The sequence below is a fragment of the Celeribacter persicus genome (assembly GCF_003050785.1).
Lineage (GTDB): Bacteria > Pseudomonadota > Alphaproteobacteria > Rhodobacterales > Rhodobacteraceae > Celeribacter > Celeribacter persicus.
Genome location: NZ_QAOH01000007.1, coordinates 18,409 through 35,003, shown reverse-complemented (window position 1 = coordinate 35,003; position 16,595 = coordinate 18,409). Strand labels below are relative to the sequence as shown.

Here is a 16,595-nt window from a genome sequence, read left to right as displayed (position 1 = left end):
GCTTTTATGTCTGTGATTGAACAATACATTAAAAGCTGGAAGGTGCGTGACGTGGAAGCAGTACTTTCATGTCTCACAGATGATTGTGAAATCGTGGAATGTTATGGCCCTGTTTATCGGGGAAAGCAGACTGTTGAAAACTGGATGATCAAGTGGTTGGAAACTGGTCACGTTCAGCGATGGGACGTAACACGATTATGGGTGAGAAAAGAGTTTGAAGCTGCTCAATGGTCTTTCATCTGCTTGTTTGATGGTATGCGCCATGAATTTGAAGGAGCTTCAATTTGTGATCTTAAAGCTGGAAAAATTAGATACTTACGTGAGTTCACCACTACAGCGCCACTATATGATTGGCACGGAGAGTAGCGATGATACGCGTAATCTAAGCTTGCCTGTGCCTTCACCCCATCGCCGCAATCAAATCCCCAAGCGCTTTCACCGGGTCCTCTGTCGACCAGATATCATCCCCCACGGCGAAGAAATCCGTCACCGGGGCGAAGTCCTTGACGATCTCAACCGTCAAAGCGCCTTCGGCCACGACCGGCACCTCGATCATCTGCGACCACCATTCGAACAGATCGCGCGGCGCTTTCGTGCCGTCGCCGAGACCGGTGTCACCGACCGGGCCGAAGGCGACGTAATCCGCGCCGATCTCGCCCGCAGTCAGCCCGTCGTGACGTGATGCACCGCAATACGCGCCGACAATCGCGTCATCGCCCAGCACCTTGCGCACCTTGCGGATCGAGCGCGCGCCGTCGGTGAGATGCACCCCGTCAAGCCCGTGCCGTTCGGCCAGAGCCACATGGCTCTCGATCACGATGGCGACATCGCGGGCATGGCAGACCTCGCGGCAGGCATCCGCCGCGCGGCCCAGCACATATTCGTCCTTCGAGGCCAGCGCGAGGCGGACACAGGCAACCTCATGGGCGTCCAGAACCGCCGCCAGTTTCGGCGCGAACTCTTCGGGATCGAACGCGGTCGGTGTCAGCAGGTAAATCTGCGGCAGTTCTTTTTGCGGCTCGGACATGGAATACCTCACGGAGTTTCGCCCCCTATAGCGCAGCTTGGGGCCGGGCGGAAGCCTTGCGAGCAGGGACAAATGCCGCTATTGCGCGCGGAACCCTAAAGGAGCGCCTGCATGTCTGAATTGAAAGGCCCGACACCCGCCATGATCCTCGTTCGCCCGCAGATGGGCGAGAACATCGGGGGCGCTGCGCGGGCGATGTGGAATTTTGGGCTGGACCGGATGCGGGTCGTGGCGCCGCGTGACGGTTGGCCCAACCCGAAGGCGGTGGCGATGGCCTCCGGTGCCGGGCGTTTGCTCGACGAGGCCGGACATTTCGAAACGGTACGCGAGGCTGTTGCGGATTGCGATTACGTTTTCGCCACCACGGCGCGGATGCGCGGGATCACAAAGCCGGTGATGACACCCGAACGCGCCATGGAACATGCCCGCGCCCTGATCGCCGAAGGGCGCAAGGTCGGCGTGATGTTCGGACCGGAGCGCGCGGGGCTTGAGAACGAGGATGTGGTGGAGGCCAATGCCATCGTCACCGTGCCGGTGAATCCGGAATTCGCCTCGCTCAATCTGGCGCAGGCGGTTCTGCTGATGTCCTATGAATGGGGGCGTCAGACCACGGACGCCGTGCCCGAGGTCATGGAAATGGCGAAAACCGAATGGGCTGGTCATATCGAGGTCGAGAAGCTTGGCGATCACTACGAGACGGTGCTCGACGAGGCCGGTTTTTTCTTTCCGCCGGAGAAAGCCGACGGGATGAAACTGGTTCTGCGCAATCTCTGGTCGCGTATGCCGCTGACGAAATCCGATGTGCAGGTGTTTCACGGCATGATGCGCCAGATGAAGCGTTGGAAAGAGCGCGGATAAGCTCCGCGCTCTCGGGTTGCTTGCGTCAGATCGTTACGGGCGCGGCGGTTGCGGTTGTTGTGGTTGCGGCGCAGGTTTGCCCGGTTGCGGGGCGGCCTTCTGGGCCTGCGGCGTGTTTTGCGTCAGGTAGTTCAGAAACACCCACAACAATGTGCCATTGCCGGTTTTCACCTGCGCCCAGTCGCCCTGTTTCTTGACGATCTGCAATTGAGTGCCGGGTTTCAGCGCGGTCACCTTGCCGTATCCCGTGCCGGGGCCCGAACGTGCGTTCAGGGTGACGCCGGGTTTGACGTAATACTGACCTTGACCTTGTTGCTGCGGCGGCTGGCTTTGCGCAAAGCTCGCGACGGGCGCGGCCACCATCAGTGCGCTCAGCGCTATGGCTGTGAGGGATTTCATGGAGAATTTCATGGCTTATGTCCTTTTCTGCTCATACCGCACATCATACCGAATGAAGAACGGTTCCTGATCTCAAACGGCCATGGACTACGGTTCCGTCGCAGAATGTGGGAAAAGCAGGGCCGGAGCCCTGCTTTTCCCAAGTCGTGTGTGTAAATCTGCCTTCTGGTTTTACTGGCGGATGACCAGCGGGTAATCCCCCTCGAACGCGGGTTTGCTCGGGTCGGGTTTCGCCTGCGGGATCACCTTGAGACCCTGTTTGAGACTCTGTGGCTGGTTGATCGCATCGAGATAGGCACCGGAGACCCAGAGTGGCGCGCCTCCATGGGCCGTAACTTTCACCCAGCCGCGGGAATGGTCCAGCGCCTTCAGGGGGGTGCCGGGGGCAAAGGACGTCACTGCGCGGTAGCCGGTGCCGGGGCCGCTGCGGGCGTTGAGCGTCACGCCGGGTTTGACCACGTAATCCGCCTGAACCGCTGCCTGGGGGGCGGCGTGAGTTTGGGCTGTGGCCACCATCGGGGCACCGATAAACGAAGCCGTGATTGCGGCGGCGAGAATATTGCGTCGGGCTGTCATGAGACATCTCCTTTCCGTCGTTTTGCAGGATCAACCGACCGGACGGGGGCAAGGTTCCAAACGTTGCACGCGCATTTCCGTGATGAGGTGGGTTTTCGCCAATGGATCGGCGCTATCGCGCTTGCCCTTCGGCGCGTGGCTGCCTAGGTTCTGGCTCAGGCAACGACAAGAGGCACCCATGGCCGGAAAACGCAGCATTTTCGAGGAAGTCGGCACGAGCGAGAAGCCGAAGGAGACGCCCAGGGGCGGGCTGATCGAAAAGGGCAGCAAGGGCGCGCGCAAGGGGATTCGCATCTGGCTCATGGTGATTTTCGCACTGGTCATGGCCATGATCGCCGTGGGCGGGCTGACCCGCCTGACGGACAGCGGGCTGTCGATCACGGAATGGAAACCCGTCACCGGCGCGCTGCCGCCGATGAACGCCGCCGACTGGCAGTCGGAGTTCGAGAAATATCAGCAGATCCCCGAATACCAGTTGCAGAACGAGGGCATGAGCCTTTCCGAGTTCAAATCGCTCTACTGGTGGGAATGGGGGCATCGCAACCTCGGTCGGGTGATCGGGCTTGTATGGGCGCTTGGCTATGCGGGCTTTGCGCTGGCGCGCAAGGTGCCGACCGGCTGGCACAAGCGGCTGATCTTCATCGGGGCTCTGGGCGGGCTTCAGGGGGCGATCGGCTGGTGGATGGTGTCCTCCGGGCTTGCGGGCGAGAGGCTCGATGTGGCGTCTTACCGGCTGGCGGTGCATCTCGGACTCGCCTTCGTCATCCTCGGCTTCATCGCTTGGTATGTGTTCCTGCTTGGGCGCACTGAGCCCGAACTGATGCAGGCGCGCCGGGCCAAGGATGCCAAACTCTTCGGCATGTCTACCGGCCTGCTGCACTTCGCCTTCCTGCAAATCCTTCTGGGTGCTCTGGTCGCGGGTATCGACGCGGGACGGGGTTATACCGACTGGCCGCTGATGGGCGGGCAGGTGCTGCCGCCCGATCCATTCTACATCACGCCGATCTGGCGCAACTTCTTCGAGAACCCGGCGCTGGTGCAATTCCTGCACCGCATGGCGGGCTATCTTTTGTTCATCTATGGGCTGGTGACCTGGCTCAAGGGCCGCAAATCCGCCAACCGGGCGACCGCAAGTGCCTTCACGCTGATGATGGCGGTGCTGTTTCTGCAGGTGATCCTCGGCATCACCACGCTGGTCCATGGTGCACCTCTGGCGCTGGGGCTGGCCCATCAGGTCGGCGCGGTGGCGCTGTTCGTTGCGATTTCGCGCGCCCGTTTCCTGTCGCATTACCCGCAACCCCAATCCGTCCGTTCCGCTTAACCTGTGAGGCAAATCATGAGTGCTTTCGACGACCTTCTCGCCTATGTGCGCACCACCGAAGCCCTTGGCCAGATTGCCGGGCGGCTGAGCTGGGATCAGGAAACCGTCATGCCGCGCGGCGCCGTTGAGCAGCGGGGCGAGGAATTCGCCGCCATCGAAAGCGTGCTGCACGCCCGCCGCGTGGACCCGAAACTGGGTGACTGGCTTGCCGCCATCGACGAGGACAGCCTCGATGACTTCGGCAGGGCGCTCGTGCGTCACACGCGTCGCTCTTATGCGCGCAACACCAAGGTGCCCGCCGATCTCGCCGCCGAACTGGCGCGCGTCACTTCGGTGGCGCAGGGCATCTGGGCAGAGGCGCGGGCACGCGACGATTTCAACCATTTCGCCCCCACGTTCGAGGAGGTGGTGAAGCTGCGCCGCGAAGAAGCCGCCGCTCTTAAGGAAGGCACGGAACACGCCGATCTCTGGGACGCGCTGCATCAGGACTACGAACCGGGCTCGTCGGGGGCGGAACTTGAGGCGATGTTCGGGGCGTTGCGTCCGCGTCTTGTGGCGCTACGCGACAAGATCATGGGCGCGGCCCAGCCGAAGGGTCTCACCGGCACCTTCGATGAAGACAAGCAAATGGCGCTGACCGGTATGCTGGCGGGGACCTTCGGCTATGATTTCGACCATGGCCGGATCGACAAGGCGGTGCACCCGTTCTCAAGTGGCTCCGGCCTCGATACCCGGATCACCACGCGCACCAACCCGGAGGACCCGTTCAACTCGATCTATTCGACTATCCATGAGGTCGGGCATGCCTGTTACGAACAGAACATTTCCCGCGACTACCTTCTGACGCCTCTGGGCGCGGGAGTCTCCATGGGGGTGCATGAAAGCCAGTCGCGGATTTACGAGAACCAATTGGGCCGTTCGCGCGCCTTCACCGAATATCTCTTCGGCCAGATGCGCGACACGTTCGGGGATTTCGGGATCGACACGGCGGAGGCTTTCTATGCCGCCGTCAACCGTGTCACGCCGGGGTATATCCGCACCGAGGCGGACGAGGTGCAATATAACCTGCACGTCCTTCTGCGCTTCGATCTGGAGCGCCGGATCATCAACGGCTCCCTCGACATCGCCGACCTGCCGGAGGCCTGGGACAGCCGCTTCGAGGCGGATTTCGGTGTCAAGGTCGACAGAATCTCCAACGGCTGTTTGCAGGATGTGCACTGGCCGGTGGGGCTGTTCGGCTATTTCCCGACCTATTCTCTGGGCAATGTCTACGCTGGCTGCCTGCACAAAGCGCTGCGGGGCGATATTCCCGATCTCGACGCGCAACTTGCGCGTGGCGACACCTCGGGCGCGACCGGGTGGCTCAAGGAGCATTTGCAGCAATACGGTGGCCTGCGCGAGCCGCGCGCCACCATCTTCCATGCCTGCGGGTTCGAGCCGACAGAAGCGCCGCTGCTCGATTATCTCGAAGAGAAATTCGCGGGGATTTACGGATTTTGAGGTCTGATGAGTATTGAGGGCCAAGAAGAAGACAGGACGAAGAAGATTGGGCGCCCTTTCGTCTTCTTCTTGGCTCAAATACTCAAAAGCGGCGTCACAAAGCGTTCCGCGAGACGAACCACGGCTCGCACTGGCTGCGGATATAAGGCCAGAGTTTCGGGCAGCCGCGGGCGATCTTGACGCCGACGCGGGCATCGAGTTGATGCAGCTTGACGTCATAGGTGCGCCATGAGCCGCCGTCGTCGGACAGGTTGTGCAGCACGGGCTGGGTGCGGTCGATGGATTTCGCATAAACGGCGGTGGGTGTCTCGGCGGCTTCGAACTCTTCCCAGATCGCGCGGAACATCGCGCCCTGATCTTCGGGCAGGAGGCCGAAAAGCCGGTCGGCGGCTTTGATCTCGGCCTCTTCCTGAGCTTTCAAAGCCTCGGGCGTTACCGCGCCGTGGATTGGCGTGTCTCCCGCGTCCACTTCGACGATGTCGTGCAGCAGGAGCATCTTGAGCGCCAGCGCGATGTCCACGCCAGCCTCCGCGTGATCGGCCAGTGTCAGCGCGTAGAGCATGATGTGCCAGGAGTGCTCGCCGGTGTTCTCCTTGCGCGAGCCGTCCGCGATGGGGGTGGCGCGATAGACGGATTTGAGCTTGTCCGCTTCGCACCAGAAGGCGAAACGCCTAGCAAGTGTCGGATCGGTATCCTCGCCCTCGAACGCGGCGCGGGTGAACTCGAACAACTCCGGCAAGATGCCCTTTGCCTTCACGGCCCGGCCCCGGCGCAGGTTGCCGCCGACGATGTCGCGTTCCTCGTCGATCTGCTCCGGCGCACCGATGCTTTGCAACGCGGGCGCGAGGTAATCGACCGCCTTGGCAAACCGCGCGGTCGGGCTGTCCATCGCTTCGAATTCTTCCCATGTGGCCCGGAACCGCGTCCGGAGATCGTCGGGTAGAAGCCCGTAGATCCGGTCGGCGGCGGCCTGTTCCCGCGCCACGATCTGATCGGTGTCGTAGAGGATGTGGATCGGATGATCGCCCGCGTCCACCTCGACGATGTCATGCAGGATGAGCATTTCGAGGACGCGGTCGATGTCCACGTCGGAGCCTGCGAGCGGCGCACAAAGAAGGGCAAGGAGGCAGGCATGCCAGCTATGCTCGGCGGAGTTCTCGAAGCGCGAACGGTCCATGAGCTGATTGGCGCGCTCCACCGTCTTGAGCCGGTCGGCCTCCATCAGAAAGGCGTATTGGGCGTCGAGGCGGAGGGCGGCGCTGTCTTTGGGCATGTTCTTCCTAGTATTCTATGTCGTCTTCCGCTCCGGGCGGCGGCGCGGAGGCTGCACGGCCGCCCTTGGCCTCGGCAATGCGTTTTTGCAGGTAATCCCGTGCGCGCTTTTCAGCCAAACGCACACGGGCGGCGGTCATGAAAGCCTCCTGCGTGGTGACCGAAGAGGCACCGATGACGCGTGAAACGTCCTGAATGAGCTGCTCATCCTGAATGATGTCGAGCGCTGCAATCGTGTCCTTGGCCAGATCGTCGGCGAGATCCTCCATGATCCCCATGGCGCTTACCTCGTGTTTTCGGTCAGGCGTCGGCGGACATATGTATCCACATGGCCGATCATCTCTTCCATATAAGGGTCTTCGAAGAAATGCCCGGCACCTTCGATTTCTGTATGGGTGATGGTGATTCCCTTTTGCTCGTGCAGCTTGTTGACCAGCGCATGGGTGTCCTTCGGTGGTGCGACCCGGTCGGCGGTGCCGTTGATGATCAGGCCCGAGGACGGGCAGGGCGCGAGGAAGGAGAAATCGTACATGTTGGCGGGGGGCGCGACGGAGATGAAGCCGGTGATCTCCGGGCGGCGCATCAAAAGCTGCATGCCGATCCAGGCCCCAAAGGAGAAGCCCGCGACCCAGCAATGTTTCGCATTCGGGTTCATCGACTGTAGATAGTCGAGCGCCGAAGCCGCATCGGACAGTTCGCCCACGCCCTGATCGTATTCGCCCTGCGAGCGGCCGACACCACGGAAATTGAACCGCAGCACGGTGAAACCCATGTTGTGGAAGGCGTAATGCAGGTTGTAGACCACACGGTTGTTCATCGTCCCGCCGAATTGCGGGTGCGGATGAAGAATGATGGCGATGGGTGCGTCTTTTTGCGGTTGCGGGTGGTAGCGGCCTTCGAGCCGGCCCTCGGGGCCGGGAAAAATCACTTCGGGCATCTTGTCCCTGTCTCCTCATTGGATGCCGACGGGCAAATCGCCCCCGGCACCAGTCGCGGCAGTCTGTTGGGCGCGGGGCGCGGGACCTTTCGGGTCTGGCCGCTTCGCGCGCATGATGTGTCCGGGCGCGGTTTATAGTTGACGAAATTGCTCAGGCTATTTAGAAGCATTCTAAATTGACCGAAAGCAATGCACGCGCGGGTGGTATGGAGGTAAGGCTCTCACGCGGGCACGTCAATGTTTTTGCGACTGTTTTCGTCGTCCCGTGGCAAGGAATCGCGGGGAAGGGCGGCAAGAGTGTGAAAACCGGGGCGTCCGTGTGGCGATAAGGTCGTGTTGAAAAGGGGAAAGACGATGAAGCTGTCGACGAAAGGGCGTTATGCCATGGTGGCCCTCGCGGATCTGGCCTTGCAGCCGGAGGGCGGGCTTTTGTCTCTGGCGGAGATTTCCAAGCGTCAGGATATTTCACTGCCCTATCTTGAGCAGCTTTTCGTCAAGCTGCGGCGTGCGGAACTCGTGACCTCTGTTCGAGGGCCGGGGGGCGGTTACAAGCTTGCCAAACCTGCCTCGGAGATTCGCGTCTCGGACATTCTCGGTGCGGTGGATGAAACCGTGTCGGCGATGCACACGGGCGCGGGGGCCTCTGGCGGTGTATCGGGATCGCGCGCCCAAAGCATGACCAACCGGCTCTGGGAGGGGCTATCGGCGCATGTCTATGTCTTCCTGCATCAGACGCGGCTTTCGGACGTGGTACGCAATGAACTGCGCCCATGCCCGGCGGTGCCGAGCCTCTTTGCCGTGGTCGATGAAGACTGACGGATATTCATGAGTATCTGAGCCAAGAAGAAGACCGTGAACAAGACGCGTACATATCTCGACTGGAACGCCACAGCTCCGTTGGCTGAGGCGGCGCGTGAGGCGATGATTGCGGCCATGGATGTGGTCGGCAACCCGTCATCGGTGCATGGCGAGGGGCGAGCCGCCAAGGGTCTCATGGAGCGCGCCCGCGCGCAGGTGGCCGAGGCTTTCGGGGCGCAGGGTGTGGATATCGTGTTCACCTCCGGGGCGACCGAGGCGGCGGCTTTGGCGCTTGCGGGCAAAGGGATGCATTGCGCGGACATCGAACATGAAGCGGTGTCTTCGTGGTGTGCAGCGGATTTGCCGGTCGACCGCTCCGGGCGGGTGACGGTGACGGAGCCCGGCCAGAGCGCGCTTCAGATCGCCAATTCGGAGACCGGCGTGATCCAGAGCCTGCCCGAAGGCCTTGCGGTCTGCGATGCGACGCAAGGGTTCGGGAAAATTCCGCTGGCCTTCAACTGGCTGGGCTGCGATATGGCGCTTCTTTCGGCGCACAAGCTGGGCGGGCCGAAGGGCGTGGGCGCGTTGGTGCTCAAACAAGGGCTCGATGTCGAGGCTGCGATCAGGGGCGGCGGTCAGGAAATGGGGCGCCGGAGCGGCACCGAGAATCTGATCGGTATTGCTGGTTTCGGGGCTGCGGCGGAGCGGGCGGCAAAGCAACTGGCCGAGGGCGTTTGGGAAGAGGTCGCGCAAAAGCGCGATTATCTCGAAGCGCTGTTGGCGGAGGGGGTGCAAGACCCCATCTTTGTGGGCAAGGGCGCGGTGCGCTTGCCCAATACGATGAACCTGATCACGCCCGGCTGGAAGGGCGAGACGCAGGTGATGCAGATGGATCTGGCAGGGTTTGCCGTATCGGCGGGCTCGGCCTGTTCCTCGGGCAAGGTCAGGGCGTCGAAGGTTCTGACCGCGATGGGATATTCCGATGAAGATGCGGCAAGTGCGCTTCGGGTGTCCATCGGGCCGGAGGTGACAAAGGAAGACTTGGAGCGGTTCGCCAGTGCCTGGCTTGCCGCCTACGGACGTTGGCGCAAACGCGCCGCATGAAACAAAAGGCCAAAAGGCCAGCAGACGACGCACATGAAGGAGTGATCCGATGATGGATGACATTCAGGTCAAGGAAGGTGTCGAGGAGGAAACGGTTGCGGCCGTGAAATCCCTCGCCGGGAAATACAAATACGGTTGGGATACCGATATCGAGATGGAATATGCCCCGAAAGGGCTGACAGAAGATATCGTGCGCCTGATCTCGGCAAAGAACGAAGAACCGGAATGGATGACCGAGTGGCGTCTTGAGGCCTATCGCCGCTGGATCACGCTGGAAGAGCCGGACTGGGCGATGCTCGATTATCCGGAGATCGACTTTCAGGAGCAGTATTATTACGCGCGCCCGAAAAGCTTTGAGCACAAGCCGAAGTCTCTGGATGAGGTCGATCCCAAGCTTCTGGAAACCTACAAGAAACTCGGCATTCCGCTCAAGGAGCAGATGATCCTCGCCGGTGTCGAAGGCGCCGAAGAGGTTGCCGCCGACGGTGACAATTCCGAGCGCAAGGTGGCAGTCGATGCGGTGTTCGATTCCGTTTCCGTCGGTACGACCTTCAAGAAGGAGCTTGAGAAGGCAGGGGTGATCTTCTGTTCCATTTCCGAGGCGATCAAGGAACACCCGGAACTGGTGAAGAAATATCTCGCCTCCGTGGTGCCGATCTCCGACAACTACTATGCGACGCTGAACTCCGCCGTGTTCTCCGACGGGTCTTTCGTCTACATCCCGCCGAACACGCGTTGTCCGATGGAGCTGTCCACCTATTTCCGCATCAACGCGGAGAACACCGGTCAGTTCGAGCGCACGCTGATTATCGCCGACAAGGGCAGCTACGTATCCTATCTCGAAGGCTGCACGGCGCCCCAGCGCGACACGGCGCAGCTTCACGCCGCCGTCGTTGAGATCATCATCGAGGAAGACGCCGAGGTGAAATACTCGACGGTGCAGAACTGGTTCCCCGGCGACGAAGAGGGCAAGGGCGGCATCTACAACTTCGTGACCAAACGCGCCGATTGCCGGGGCGACCGGGCGAAAGTGATGTGGACGCAGGTCGAGACCGGTTCCGCCGTGACGTGGAAATACCCGTCCTGCGTGCTGCGCGGCGACGACAGCCAGGGCGAATTCTATTCAATCGCCATCACCAACAACATGCAACAGGCCGACACCGGCACGAAAATGGTGCATCTGGGTAAAAACACCCGCTCGCGCATCGTCTCCAAAGGCATCTCGGCGGGCAAGGCGCAAAACACCTATCGCGGTCAGGTCTCCATGCACCCGAAAGCGAAAAACTCGCGCAACTATACCCAATGCGACAGCTTGCTGATCGGCTCCGAGTGCGGCGCACATACCGTGCCTTACATCGAAGTGCGCAACAACTCGTCACGGGTCGAACATGAAGCGACCACCTCGAAGGTGGATGACGAACAAATGTTCTACTGCCGCCAGCGCGGCATGGACGAAGAAGAGGCCGTGGCGCTGATCGTCAACGGCTTCGCCAAGGAAGTGCTTCAGGCGCTGCCGATGGAATTCGCCATGGAAGCGCAGCAGCTTGTGGCGATTTCTCTGGAAGGGTCTGTGGGGTAAGCATGCGTATTCGGCGTGACAATGAGCATACTGAACAGCTTCATGTCGCGCCGGGCGTGTGGGCATATGTGGACCCGAAGAATGCGCGCGTCCTTAAGTTCGGAGGCTATTTTGCCTTGGGGTTCGGGCTTGTCGGGGGCACGCTTTTGATGGGGCTCATGGACCTCTCGCGTGTGAAAGATCCGTTTATCATATTCTCGATTGGCTCCGGTGGAGCCGGAGCTGTCGGGATGATCGTGGGGCTTGTGACAGGTGCCGTTTTGCCAGCCAAGACTGATGGGAAAGAAAAGCAATGATGATCCGATCTGATCATGAGTGCGACGCGCCTGACATCTTTAGTATGATCGGCGGCGATATTTTGAAGGAAGCGAAGCAATGATCGTGACCACGACCCCCTCGATCGAGGGAAAAAAGATCACCGCCTATCGCGGCATCGTCACCGGCGAGGCGATCATGGGGGCCAATATCGTGCGCGATCTTTTCGCGCAGGTGACCGACATCATCGGCGGGCGCTCGAACGCCTATGAATCGAAACTCGCCGAGGGGCGGGAGACCGCTTTGAGCGAGATGGAGGACAAGGCGCGCGCTCTGGGGGCGAATGCTGTTATCGGTGTCGATCTCGATTACGAGGTGATCGGCCAGATGCTGATGGTGTCCGCTTCCGGCACCGCCGTGATCGTGGAATAAGGACAGGTTAAATCATGCATTTCGAACTTTTGCCCTATTTCCTGATCAAATCCTCCGGCATCGGCGTCGGCATCTTCATCGGTCTGCTGATCGGTCTCGGCATGCGCGCCAAGGGCGGCAATCGGGAAGGGCTGATCGGGAATTCCGTTGTGGTGACGGCGCTCGTGGTCGGGCTCGCGGCGCTGGTCTTCACCGCGCTGATCCGCATGGTGAGCTATTCCGGCTGATGATCCCGCAGAGCGCACATAGCACCTCTTTAGGCCCCGGTGGGCCTGAGCTGACCTTCCCGGAGGAGGTGGCGGACTATGTCTGTGCGCAATACGACCGGGCGGAGCGGATTGTCGAATACGGTTCGGGGGGCTCCACCGCTTATGCCGCGGCGCAACCCGGCAAGGTCATCTGGTCCGTCGAAGGGGCGAAAGACTGGCATGCCGCCATGGTGACGCATTTCGAACGCCACCCGCCCAAGGCCGAGTTGCACCTCATCCATGCCGATATCGGTCCGACCAAGGGCTGGTCCTACCCGTCGAACAACAGCAAATGGTTCCGCTACCCGGATTACTGTTTCGGGGTCTGGCAGCGTGACGATCTGATCGCGCCCGATCTCGTACTGATCGACGGGCGGTTCCGGGCGGGGTGTTTCCTTGCGACGCTGGTGTCCATCACCAGACCGACACGCGTGTTGATCGACGACTATGTCGGGCGCGAAGACAAATACGCGGGAATCACGCAATTCGCCGAACCGACCGGAGTTCACGGTCGCATGGCGCAATTCGATCTGGCCCCCGTCGACAACCTGCCCGCAGCGTCGCTTTACACGGTTCTCAAACTGTTTCAGGGGAAAGCGTGATGATGACGTCCTTCCCTGCCATAACGCCTGATTTTTGCCACGATCAAATGGTAAACGCCCCGTTTATACAGTGTGGTAAAGGGTGTTTTGATGGATCAGCGCGAAGAATTCTACAACCGTCTGGAGCGTGTGTCGCGCCCGTCGCAGGGCGTTCTGCACAGGATGGGCCCCAGCCAGACGCGCACGCATGGCCGCAACCAGCACCTCAAGGAGATGCTGGCCCGGCACAGGGCGCAGGGCGTGCATGGCGCTTCCGCGATGGAGCCACGACTGAAACTCACGCAGGTGCTGTGCTATCTCTTGGCCTTCGCCATGGGCGGTCTGGCGGCGGTGATTGCGCGCTGGCTGCGCTTTCAGCTTTCAGATGGCGTGATATCGGTCTCGGCGGATCTCGATCTGGCGCTCGATGTGATCTTCGCTATCGTGATCGCCTTCATCCTGCGCGAGGCTGTGTCTCTCTCCGCGGTCAAACACATGGGGGCGCAATTCGCCGGTATCCTTCTGGCCATGGTGACCATGCACAATGTGGTGCACGAAATGCCGGACGTGTTTTCGCGCCTGTTCTCGCCGCAATGGGTCGCGCATGTGACCGACACGACGGAGCCGGGCACGCTGTCCTTCCGGGGGCACAGCTACCCGATCTGAGGGCCGCAACAATTCCCGGCACTTGCCACGATCTTTCCCCATTTCCGGATCAATCTGGACCCGTCCGGAACAAGAAACGGGAAGAGGGGCAAGAGGATGCAGGATGGGCAACAGGCACAATTCGCGGATCGCATCCGGCGCATTCAGGCGGGAGGGCCGAACACCTTTGCGACGGTCTACACCGGTTTGCAGGATGTCGACACGCCTGCGGGCAACAAGGTCTCCGGCGTGCAGCACAAGGCACCGGTCATCGAGGGCCGTTTGTCGGTTGGAGAGCTTTTGAGCCTCGGGCTGAAATCCGGTATGCTCAAGCTGGTGGCTCTGGGCTCCGGTCTGCTTCTGTTTTTGCACTTCGCGGGGGGCTGAGCGGCCTCGCTTCGTCCCGCGATGATCTCATCAGCGCCGCGCGGGTCGCGGTGCCCCATTCGAACATAACAAACGCACATGTGCCTGCCGGGGTTTCGATCTCGCGTGGGCTCTCTTCCGTGAAAGGACAATAAAATGTTGGAAATCAAAAATCTCCACGTCAAACTTGAAGAAGAGGACAAGCAAATCCTCAAGGGTGTGAACCTCACCGTTGGCGAAGGTGAAGTGCATGCGATCATGGGGCCGAACGGCTCTGGGAAATCGACCACCTCCTATGTGCTCTCGGGCCGCGACGGTTATGTGGTGACCGAAGGCGAAGCGACGCTCGATGGAGAGGACATCCTTGAGATGGAACCCGAAGAGCGCGCTGCCGCCGGTCTGTTCCTCGCGTTCCAGTACCCGGTCGAAATCCCCGGCGTGTCCAACATGACCTTCCTGCGCACCGCCGTGAACGCCCAGCACAAGGCGCGCGGCGAAGAGGAACTGTCGGCCACCGATTTTCTCAAACTGGTCCGTGCCAAGGCGAAAAGCCTTCAGATCGACGCCGACATGCTGAAACGCCCGGTCAACATGGGTTTCTCCGGCGGCGAGAAGAAACGCAACGAAATTCTGCAAATGGCGATGCTGGAACCGAAGCTCTGCATCCTCGACGAGACCGATAGCGGGCTTGACGTGGACGCGATGAAACTGGTGTCCGACGGCGTGAACGCGCTGCGCGACGGCAAGCGGTCCTTCGTGGTGATCACCCACTACCAGCGCCTTCTCGATCACATCAAACCGGATGTGGTGCACATCATGTATGACGGGCGTATCGTGAAATCCGGCGGGCCGGAACTGGCGCTTGAGGTCGAGCATAATGGCTATGCCGATCTTCTGGCCGAGGTGGAGAAGGCCTGATGAAACGTGCGGAACTGAAACAGAAGAAACTGGACGCGACGGCGGCGCGAGTGGAGGGGATGACCTTTCCGGCTGGTGCGCCCTGGGCCGAGGCCCTGCGTCAGGACGCTCTCAATCGGCTGCTCACCATGGGCTTGCCGCAGGGGCGGGACGAATATTGGCGTTGGACCCGACCTGACAGCCTGAATGCAACCGAGGCTCCAAAAGCTGCGGTCTTTACGGCGGGGGAGGCTCCAGTCTTCTCCGGCCTCGACCGGATCAAACTCGTGTTCGTCGACGGTGTGTTCGACGCCGAGGCGTCCGATGCGCTTGAGGGCGAAAATCTTGAGATCATGCGTCTCTCGGATGCGCTTTCCTCCGACATCCACTGGGTGAAGGACGCTTACGGCGTTCAGGAGAAAAAGGCGCAGGTGCCAGTGGAGCGCCCGTTTGCGACGCTCAACACCGCTTTTGCGACCGATGGCATGGTGATCCGTGCCACTGGCAAAGTCGCCAAACCGGTGTCGTTCGTCTACCTGCACAAGGAGGAAAGCTCCGACGCCATTCTGCACCACGTCATCCGCGTGGACGAAGGTGCCGACCTGACCGTTCTGGAGAACGGTCCGGCGGCGGCGCGGTTCAACAAGGTGATGGAGATCGAGGTCGCCGACAAGGCCGCCTTCCACCACGTCCGCGCCCAAGGCCGTGATCATGAGCGTCGTGCGGTGACTCATATCTTCGCGACCGTCGGTCAGGAGGCGCTGTTCAAGAGCTTCACCATGACCGCCAACGGCGTCCTGACCCGCAACGAGGTGTTCATCGACATCATCGGCGACGACTCGGTTGCCCATGTCGCGGGCGCGGCCATGGGGGATGGCGATTTCCACCATGACGACACCGTGTTCATCACCCATGACGCGGAGCGCTGCGAAAGCCGTCAGGTGTTCAAGAAGGTGCTTCGGAATGGTGCTAAGGCGGTGTTCCAGGGCAAGATCCTCGTCAAACCCGATGCGCAGAAAACCGACGGTTACCAGATTTCACAAGGCCTGCTGCTGGACGACAACAGTCAGTTCCTCGCCAAGCCCGAGCTGGAAATCTACGCCGATGATGTTGCCTGTTCGCATGGTTCCACTGTGGGGGCGATCGACGAGGAGGCGTTGTTCTACCTGCGCTCGCGCGGTGTGCCGGCCTCTGACGCGACCGACCTTCTGACGCTGGCCTTTCTGGCCGAAGCCATCGAGGAGATCGAGGATAAGGCAATTGCCGAAGATATCCTGCATCGCCTCGAAGGCTGGCTGAAACGGCGTCGGAAATAACATGGGCGTCGTCACCGACATCGCGAAAAGCTACCGCGCTCCGCGGACCGTGCTCCGGCACCGGCTCGCGGGCGAAAGCGAGGGCGGCGCGCTCGTCACCCTCATGCTCGCCTGCGGGCTGATTTTTGTCGCGCAATGGCCGCGGCTGTCGCGTGTGGCGTTTGAGACGGGCCAGGAGGTGCAGATGCTCATGGGCGCGACGCTCCTGAGCTGGCTCTTCATCATGCCCTTGGTGTTCTACGTGCTTTCCGGGGTCGTGGGCTTTGCCCTGCGTCTCACGGGCGCGCAGGCCACCGGATTCGAGGTGCGTCTGGCGATGTTCTGGGGACTTCTCTGTGCCGCGCCTTTGTGGCTCCTCTGGGGGCTGACGGCGGGGTTTGTCGGGCCGGGAGCCACGACCAATGGCGTGGGCGTTCTCGCCCTCGGCGCCTTGATATACTTCTGGGGCGTAATGCTTGCGGAAGTCGTGAAGAAAGAGAGCTGA

22 protein-coding genes are annotated in these 16,595 nt (G+C 60.9%); 16 read left to right on the top strand and 6 right to left on the bottom strand.

Translation table 11 applies throughout. The features are described 5' to 3' along the window. Positions 1-6 precede the first annotated feature (6 nt). Positions 7-366: a nuclear transport factor 2 family protein gene (locus C8N42_RS10615; RefSeq protein ID WP_107816551.1), complete on the top strand. Its 360-nt coding sequence runs from the start codon at positions 7-9 to the stop codon at positions 364-366. A 34-nt stretch (positions 367-400) separates the two neighbouring features. Here C8N42_RS10615 and C8N42_RS10610 read toward each other — a convergent pair whose 3' ends face one another. Next, positions 401-1,027 (bottom strand): thiamine phosphate synthase, encoded by a 627-nt coding sequence (locus tag C8N42_RS10610; protein ID WP_107816550.1) that lies wholly within the window; start codon positions 1,025-1,027, stop codon positions 401-403. A 111-nt stretch (positions 1,028-1,138) separates the two neighbouring features. Here C8N42_RS10610 and C8N42_RS10605 point away from each other — a divergent pair, with 111 nt between their 5' ends. Then, a complete protein-coding gene (locus tag C8N42_RS10605; RefSeq protein ID WP_107816549.1) occupies positions 1,139-1,885 on the top strand; it encodes an RNA methyltransferase in 747 nt (248 codons plus the stop codon). A gap of 33 nt (positions 1,886-1,918) precedes the next feature. On the opposite strand, the gene C8N42_RS10600 is transcribed toward C8N42_RS10605, so the two are convergent. After that, entirely contained in the window at positions 1,919-2,296 is a 378-nt protein-coding gene (locus tag C8N42_RS10600; protein ID WP_107816548.1) for an SH3 domain-containing protein, read from the bottom strand. Between the two features lie 159 nt (positions 2,297-2,455). Next, positions 2,456-2,860 (bottom strand): SH3 domain-containing protein, encoded by a 405-nt coding sequence (locus C8N42_RS10595; RefSeq protein WP_107816547.1) that lies wholly within the window; start codon positions 2,858-2,860, stop codon positions 2,456-2,458. 178 nt (positions 2,861-3,038) lie between these two features. Between C8N42_RS10595 and ctaA the strand changes: the two genes are divergently transcribed. Both ctaA and C8N42_RS10585 read left to right on the top strand, forming a co-directional pair. After that, on the top strand, positions 3,039-4,181 hold the full coding sequence (gene ctaA / locus C8N42_RS10590) for a heme A synthase (RefSeq protein ID WP_107816546.1): 1,143 nt from the start codon (positions 3,039-3,041) through the stop codon (positions 4,179-4,181). 15 nt (positions 4,182-4,196) lie between these two features. Beyond that, complete coding sequence (locus C8N42_RS10585; protein WP_107816545.1) at positions 4,197-5,681, top strand: carboxypeptidase M32; 1,485 nt, start codon at positions 4,197-4,199, stop codon at positions 5,679-5,681. 94 nt (positions 5,682-5,775) lie between these two features. On the opposite strand, the gene C8N42_RS10580 is transcribed toward C8N42_RS10585, so the two are convergent. From C8N42_RS10580 to C8N42_RS10570, 3 genes are read right to left on the bottom strand one after another with little or no spacing between them, the layout of a single operon-like run. After that, the gene (locus C8N42_RS10580; RefSeq protein WP_107816544.1) at positions 5,776-6,954 is read right to left on the bottom strand and encodes an HD domain-containing protein; all 1,179 of its coding nucleotides are present in this window, start codon (positions 6,952-6,954) and stop codon (positions 5,776-5,778) included. Between the two features lie 7 nt (positions 6,955-6,961). Next, the gene (locus tag C8N42_RS10575; protein ID WP_107816543.1) at positions 6,962-7,231 is read right to left on the bottom strand and encodes a hypothetical protein; all 270 of its coding nucleotides are present in this window, start codon (positions 7,229-7,231) and stop codon (positions 6,962-6,964) included. 5 nt (positions 7,232-7,236) lie between these two features. Beyond that, complete coding sequence (locus tag C8N42_RS10570) at positions 7,237-7,890, bottom strand: alpha/beta hydrolase (protein WP_107816542.1); 654 nt, start codon at positions 7,888-7,890, stop codon at positions 7,237-7,239. Positions 7,891-8,244: 354 nt separating this feature from the next. On the opposite strand from C8N42_RS10570, the gene iscR reads away from it, so the two are divergent. The 12 genes from iscR (at position 8,245) to C8N42_RS10510 (ending at position 16,595) form a co-directional block, all read left to right on the top strand. Continuing rightward, entirely contained in the window at positions 8,245-8,706 is a 462-nt protein-coding gene (gene iscR, locus C8N42_RS10565; RefSeq protein ID WP_107816541.1) for a Fe-S cluster assembly transcriptional regulator IscR, read from the top strand. 36 nt (positions 8,707-8,742) lie between these two features. After that, positions 8,743-9,792 (top strand): cysteine desulfurase family protein, encoded by a 1,050-nt coding sequence (locus C8N42_RS10560; RefSeq protein WP_245890054.1) that lies wholly within the window; start codon positions 8,743-8,745, stop codon positions 9,790-9,792. Between the two features lie 49 nt (positions 9,793-9,841). Then, positions 9,842-11,371: a Fe-S cluster assembly protein SufB gene (gene sufB / locus C8N42_RS10555; protein ID WP_107816540.1), complete on the top strand. Its 1,530-nt coding sequence runs from the start codon at positions 9,842-9,844 to the stop codon at positions 11,369-11,371. A gap of 2 nt (positions 11,372-11,373) precedes the next feature. After that, positions 11,374-11,667 carry a hypothetical protein gene (locus tag C8N42_RS10550; RefSeq protein ID WP_107816539.1) on the top strand — a complete coding sequence of 98 codons (294 nt, stop codon included), beginning with the start codon at positions 11,374-11,376 and terminating at the stop codon, positions 11,665-11,667. A gap of 79 nt (positions 11,668-11,746) precedes the next feature. After that, on the top strand, positions 11,747-12,058 hold the full coding sequence (locus C8N42_RS10545) for a heavy metal-binding domain-containing protein (protein WP_107816538.1): 312 nt from the start codon (positions 11,747-11,749) through the stop codon (positions 12,056-12,058). A 14-nt stretch (positions 12,059-12,072) separates the two neighbouring features. Beyond that, a complete protein-coding gene (locus C8N42_RS10540) occupies positions 12,073-12,285 on the top strand; it encodes a hypothetical protein (RefSeq protein ID WP_107816537.1) in 213 nt (70 codons plus the stop codon). After that, positions 12,285-12,908 carry a hypothetical protein gene (locus C8N42_RS10535; RefSeq protein ID WP_107816536.1) on the top strand — a complete coding sequence of 208 codons (624 nt, stop codon included), beginning with the start codon at positions 12,285-12,287 and terminating at the stop codon, positions 12,906-12,908. Before C8N42_RS10540 ends, C8N42_RS10535 begins: the two co-directional genes overlap by 1 nt. Positions 12,909-12,998: 90 nt before the next feature. Continuing rightward, entirely contained in the window at positions 12,999-13,553 is a 555-nt protein-coding gene (locus tag C8N42_RS10530) for a hypothetical protein (RefSeq protein ID WP_107816535.1), read from the top strand. Between the two features lie 96 nt (positions 13,554-13,649). Then, on the top strand, positions 13,650-13,919 hold the full coding sequence (locus C8N42_RS10525; protein ID WP_107816534.1) for a hypothetical protein: 270 nt from the start codon (positions 13,650-13,652) through the stop codon (positions 13,917-13,919). Positions 13,920-14,054: 135 nt separating this feature from the next. Next, complete coding sequence (gene sufC / locus C8N42_RS10520; RefSeq protein ID WP_107816533.1) at positions 14,055-14,816, top strand: Fe-S cluster assembly ATPase SufC; 762 nt, start codon at positions 14,055-14,057, stop codon at positions 14,814-14,816. Further along, positions 14,816-16,111 carry a Fe-S cluster assembly protein SufD gene (gene sufD, locus C8N42_RS10515; RefSeq protein WP_211309175.1) on the top strand — a complete coding sequence of 432 codons (1,296 nt, stop codon included), beginning with the start codon at positions 14,816-14,818 and terminating at the stop codon, positions 16,109-16,111. The genes sufC and sufD overlap by 1 nt, the downstream gene beginning before the upstream one ends. Before the next feature lies 1 nt (position 16,112). Further along, entirely contained in the window at positions 16,113-16,595 is a 483-nt protein-coding gene (locus tag C8N42_RS10510) for a YIP1 family protein (protein ID WP_107816532.1), read from the top strand.

Coding starts and splice junctions, on each gene's coding strand:
- C8N42_RS10615 (WP_107816551.1), top strand. CDS start 7: ATGTCTGTGATTGAACAATACATTAAAAGCTGGAAGGTGCGTGACGTG.
- C8N42_RS10610 (WP_107816550.1), bottom strand. CDS start 1,027: ATGTCCGAGCCGCAAAAAGAACTGCCGCAGATTTACCTGCTGACACCG.
- C8N42_RS10605 (WP_107816549.1), top strand. CDS start 1,139: ATGTCTGAATTGAAAGGCCCGACACCCGCCATGATCCTCGTTCGCCCG.
- C8N42_RS10600 (WP_107816548.1), bottom strand. CDS start 2,296: ATGAAATTCTCCATGAAATCCCTCACAGCCATAGCGCTGAGCGCACTG.
- C8N42_RS10595 (WP_107816547.1), bottom strand. CDS start 2,860: ATGACAGCCCGACGCAATATTCTCGCCGCCGCAATCACGGCTTCGTTT.
- ctaA (WP_107816546.1), top strand. CDS start 3,039: ATGGCCGGAAAACGCAGCATTTTCGAGGAAGTCGGCACGAGCGAGAAG.
- C8N42_RS10585 (WP_107816545.1), top strand. CDS start 4,197: ATGAGTGCTTTCGACGACCTTCTCGCCTATGTGCGCACCACCGAAGCC.
- C8N42_RS10580 (WP_107816544.1), bottom strand. CDS start 6,954: ATGCCCAAAGACAGCGCCGCCCTCCGCCTCGACGCCCAATACGCCTTT.
- C8N42_RS10575 (WP_107816543.1), bottom strand. CDS start 7,231: ATGGGGATCATGGAGGATCTCGCCGACGATCTGGCCAAGGACACGATT.
- C8N42_RS10570 (WP_107816542.1), bottom strand. CDS start 7,890: ATGCCCGAAGTGATTTTTCCCGGCCCCGAGGGCCGGCTCGAAGGCCGC.
- iscR (WP_107816541.1), top strand. CDS start 8,245: ATGAAGCTGTCGACGAAAGGGCGTTATGCCATGGTGGCCCTCGCGGAT.
- sufB (WP_107816540.1), top strand. CDS start 9,842: ATGATGGATGACATTCAGGTCAAGGAAGGTGTCGAGGAGGAAACGGTT.
- C8N42_RS10550 (WP_107816539.1), top strand. CDS start 11,374: ATGCGTATTCGGCGTGACAATGAGCATACTGAACAGCTTCATGTCGCG.
- C8N42_RS10545 (WP_107816538.1), top strand. CDS start 11,747: ATGATCGTGACCACGACCCCCTCGATCGAGGGAAAAAAGATCACCGCC.
- C8N42_RS10540 (WP_107816537.1), top strand. CDS start 12,073: ATGCATTTCGAACTTTTGCCCTATTTCCTGATCAAATCCTCCGGCATC.
- C8N42_RS10535 (WP_107816536.1), top strand. CDS start 12,285: ATGATCCCGCAGAGCGCACATAGCACCTCTTTAGGCCCCGGTGGGCCT.
- C8N42_RS10530 (WP_107816535.1), top strand. CDS start 12,999: ATGGATCAGCGCGAAGAATTCTACAACCGTCTGGAGCGTGTGTCGCGC.
- C8N42_RS10525 (WP_107816534.1), top strand. CDS start 13,650: ATGCAGGATGGGCAACAGGCACAATTCGCGGATCGCATCCGGCGCATT.
- sufC (WP_107816533.1), top strand. CDS start 14,055: ATGTTGGAAATCAAAAATCTCCACGTCAAACTTGAAGAAGAGGACAAG.
- sufD (WP_211309175.1), top strand. CDS start 14,816: ATGAAACGTGCGGAACTGAAACAGAAGAAACTGGACGCGACGGCGGCG.
- C8N42_RS10510 (WP_107816532.1), top strand. CDS start 16,113: ATGGGCGTCGTCACCGACATCGCGAAAAGCTACCGCGCTCCGCGGACC.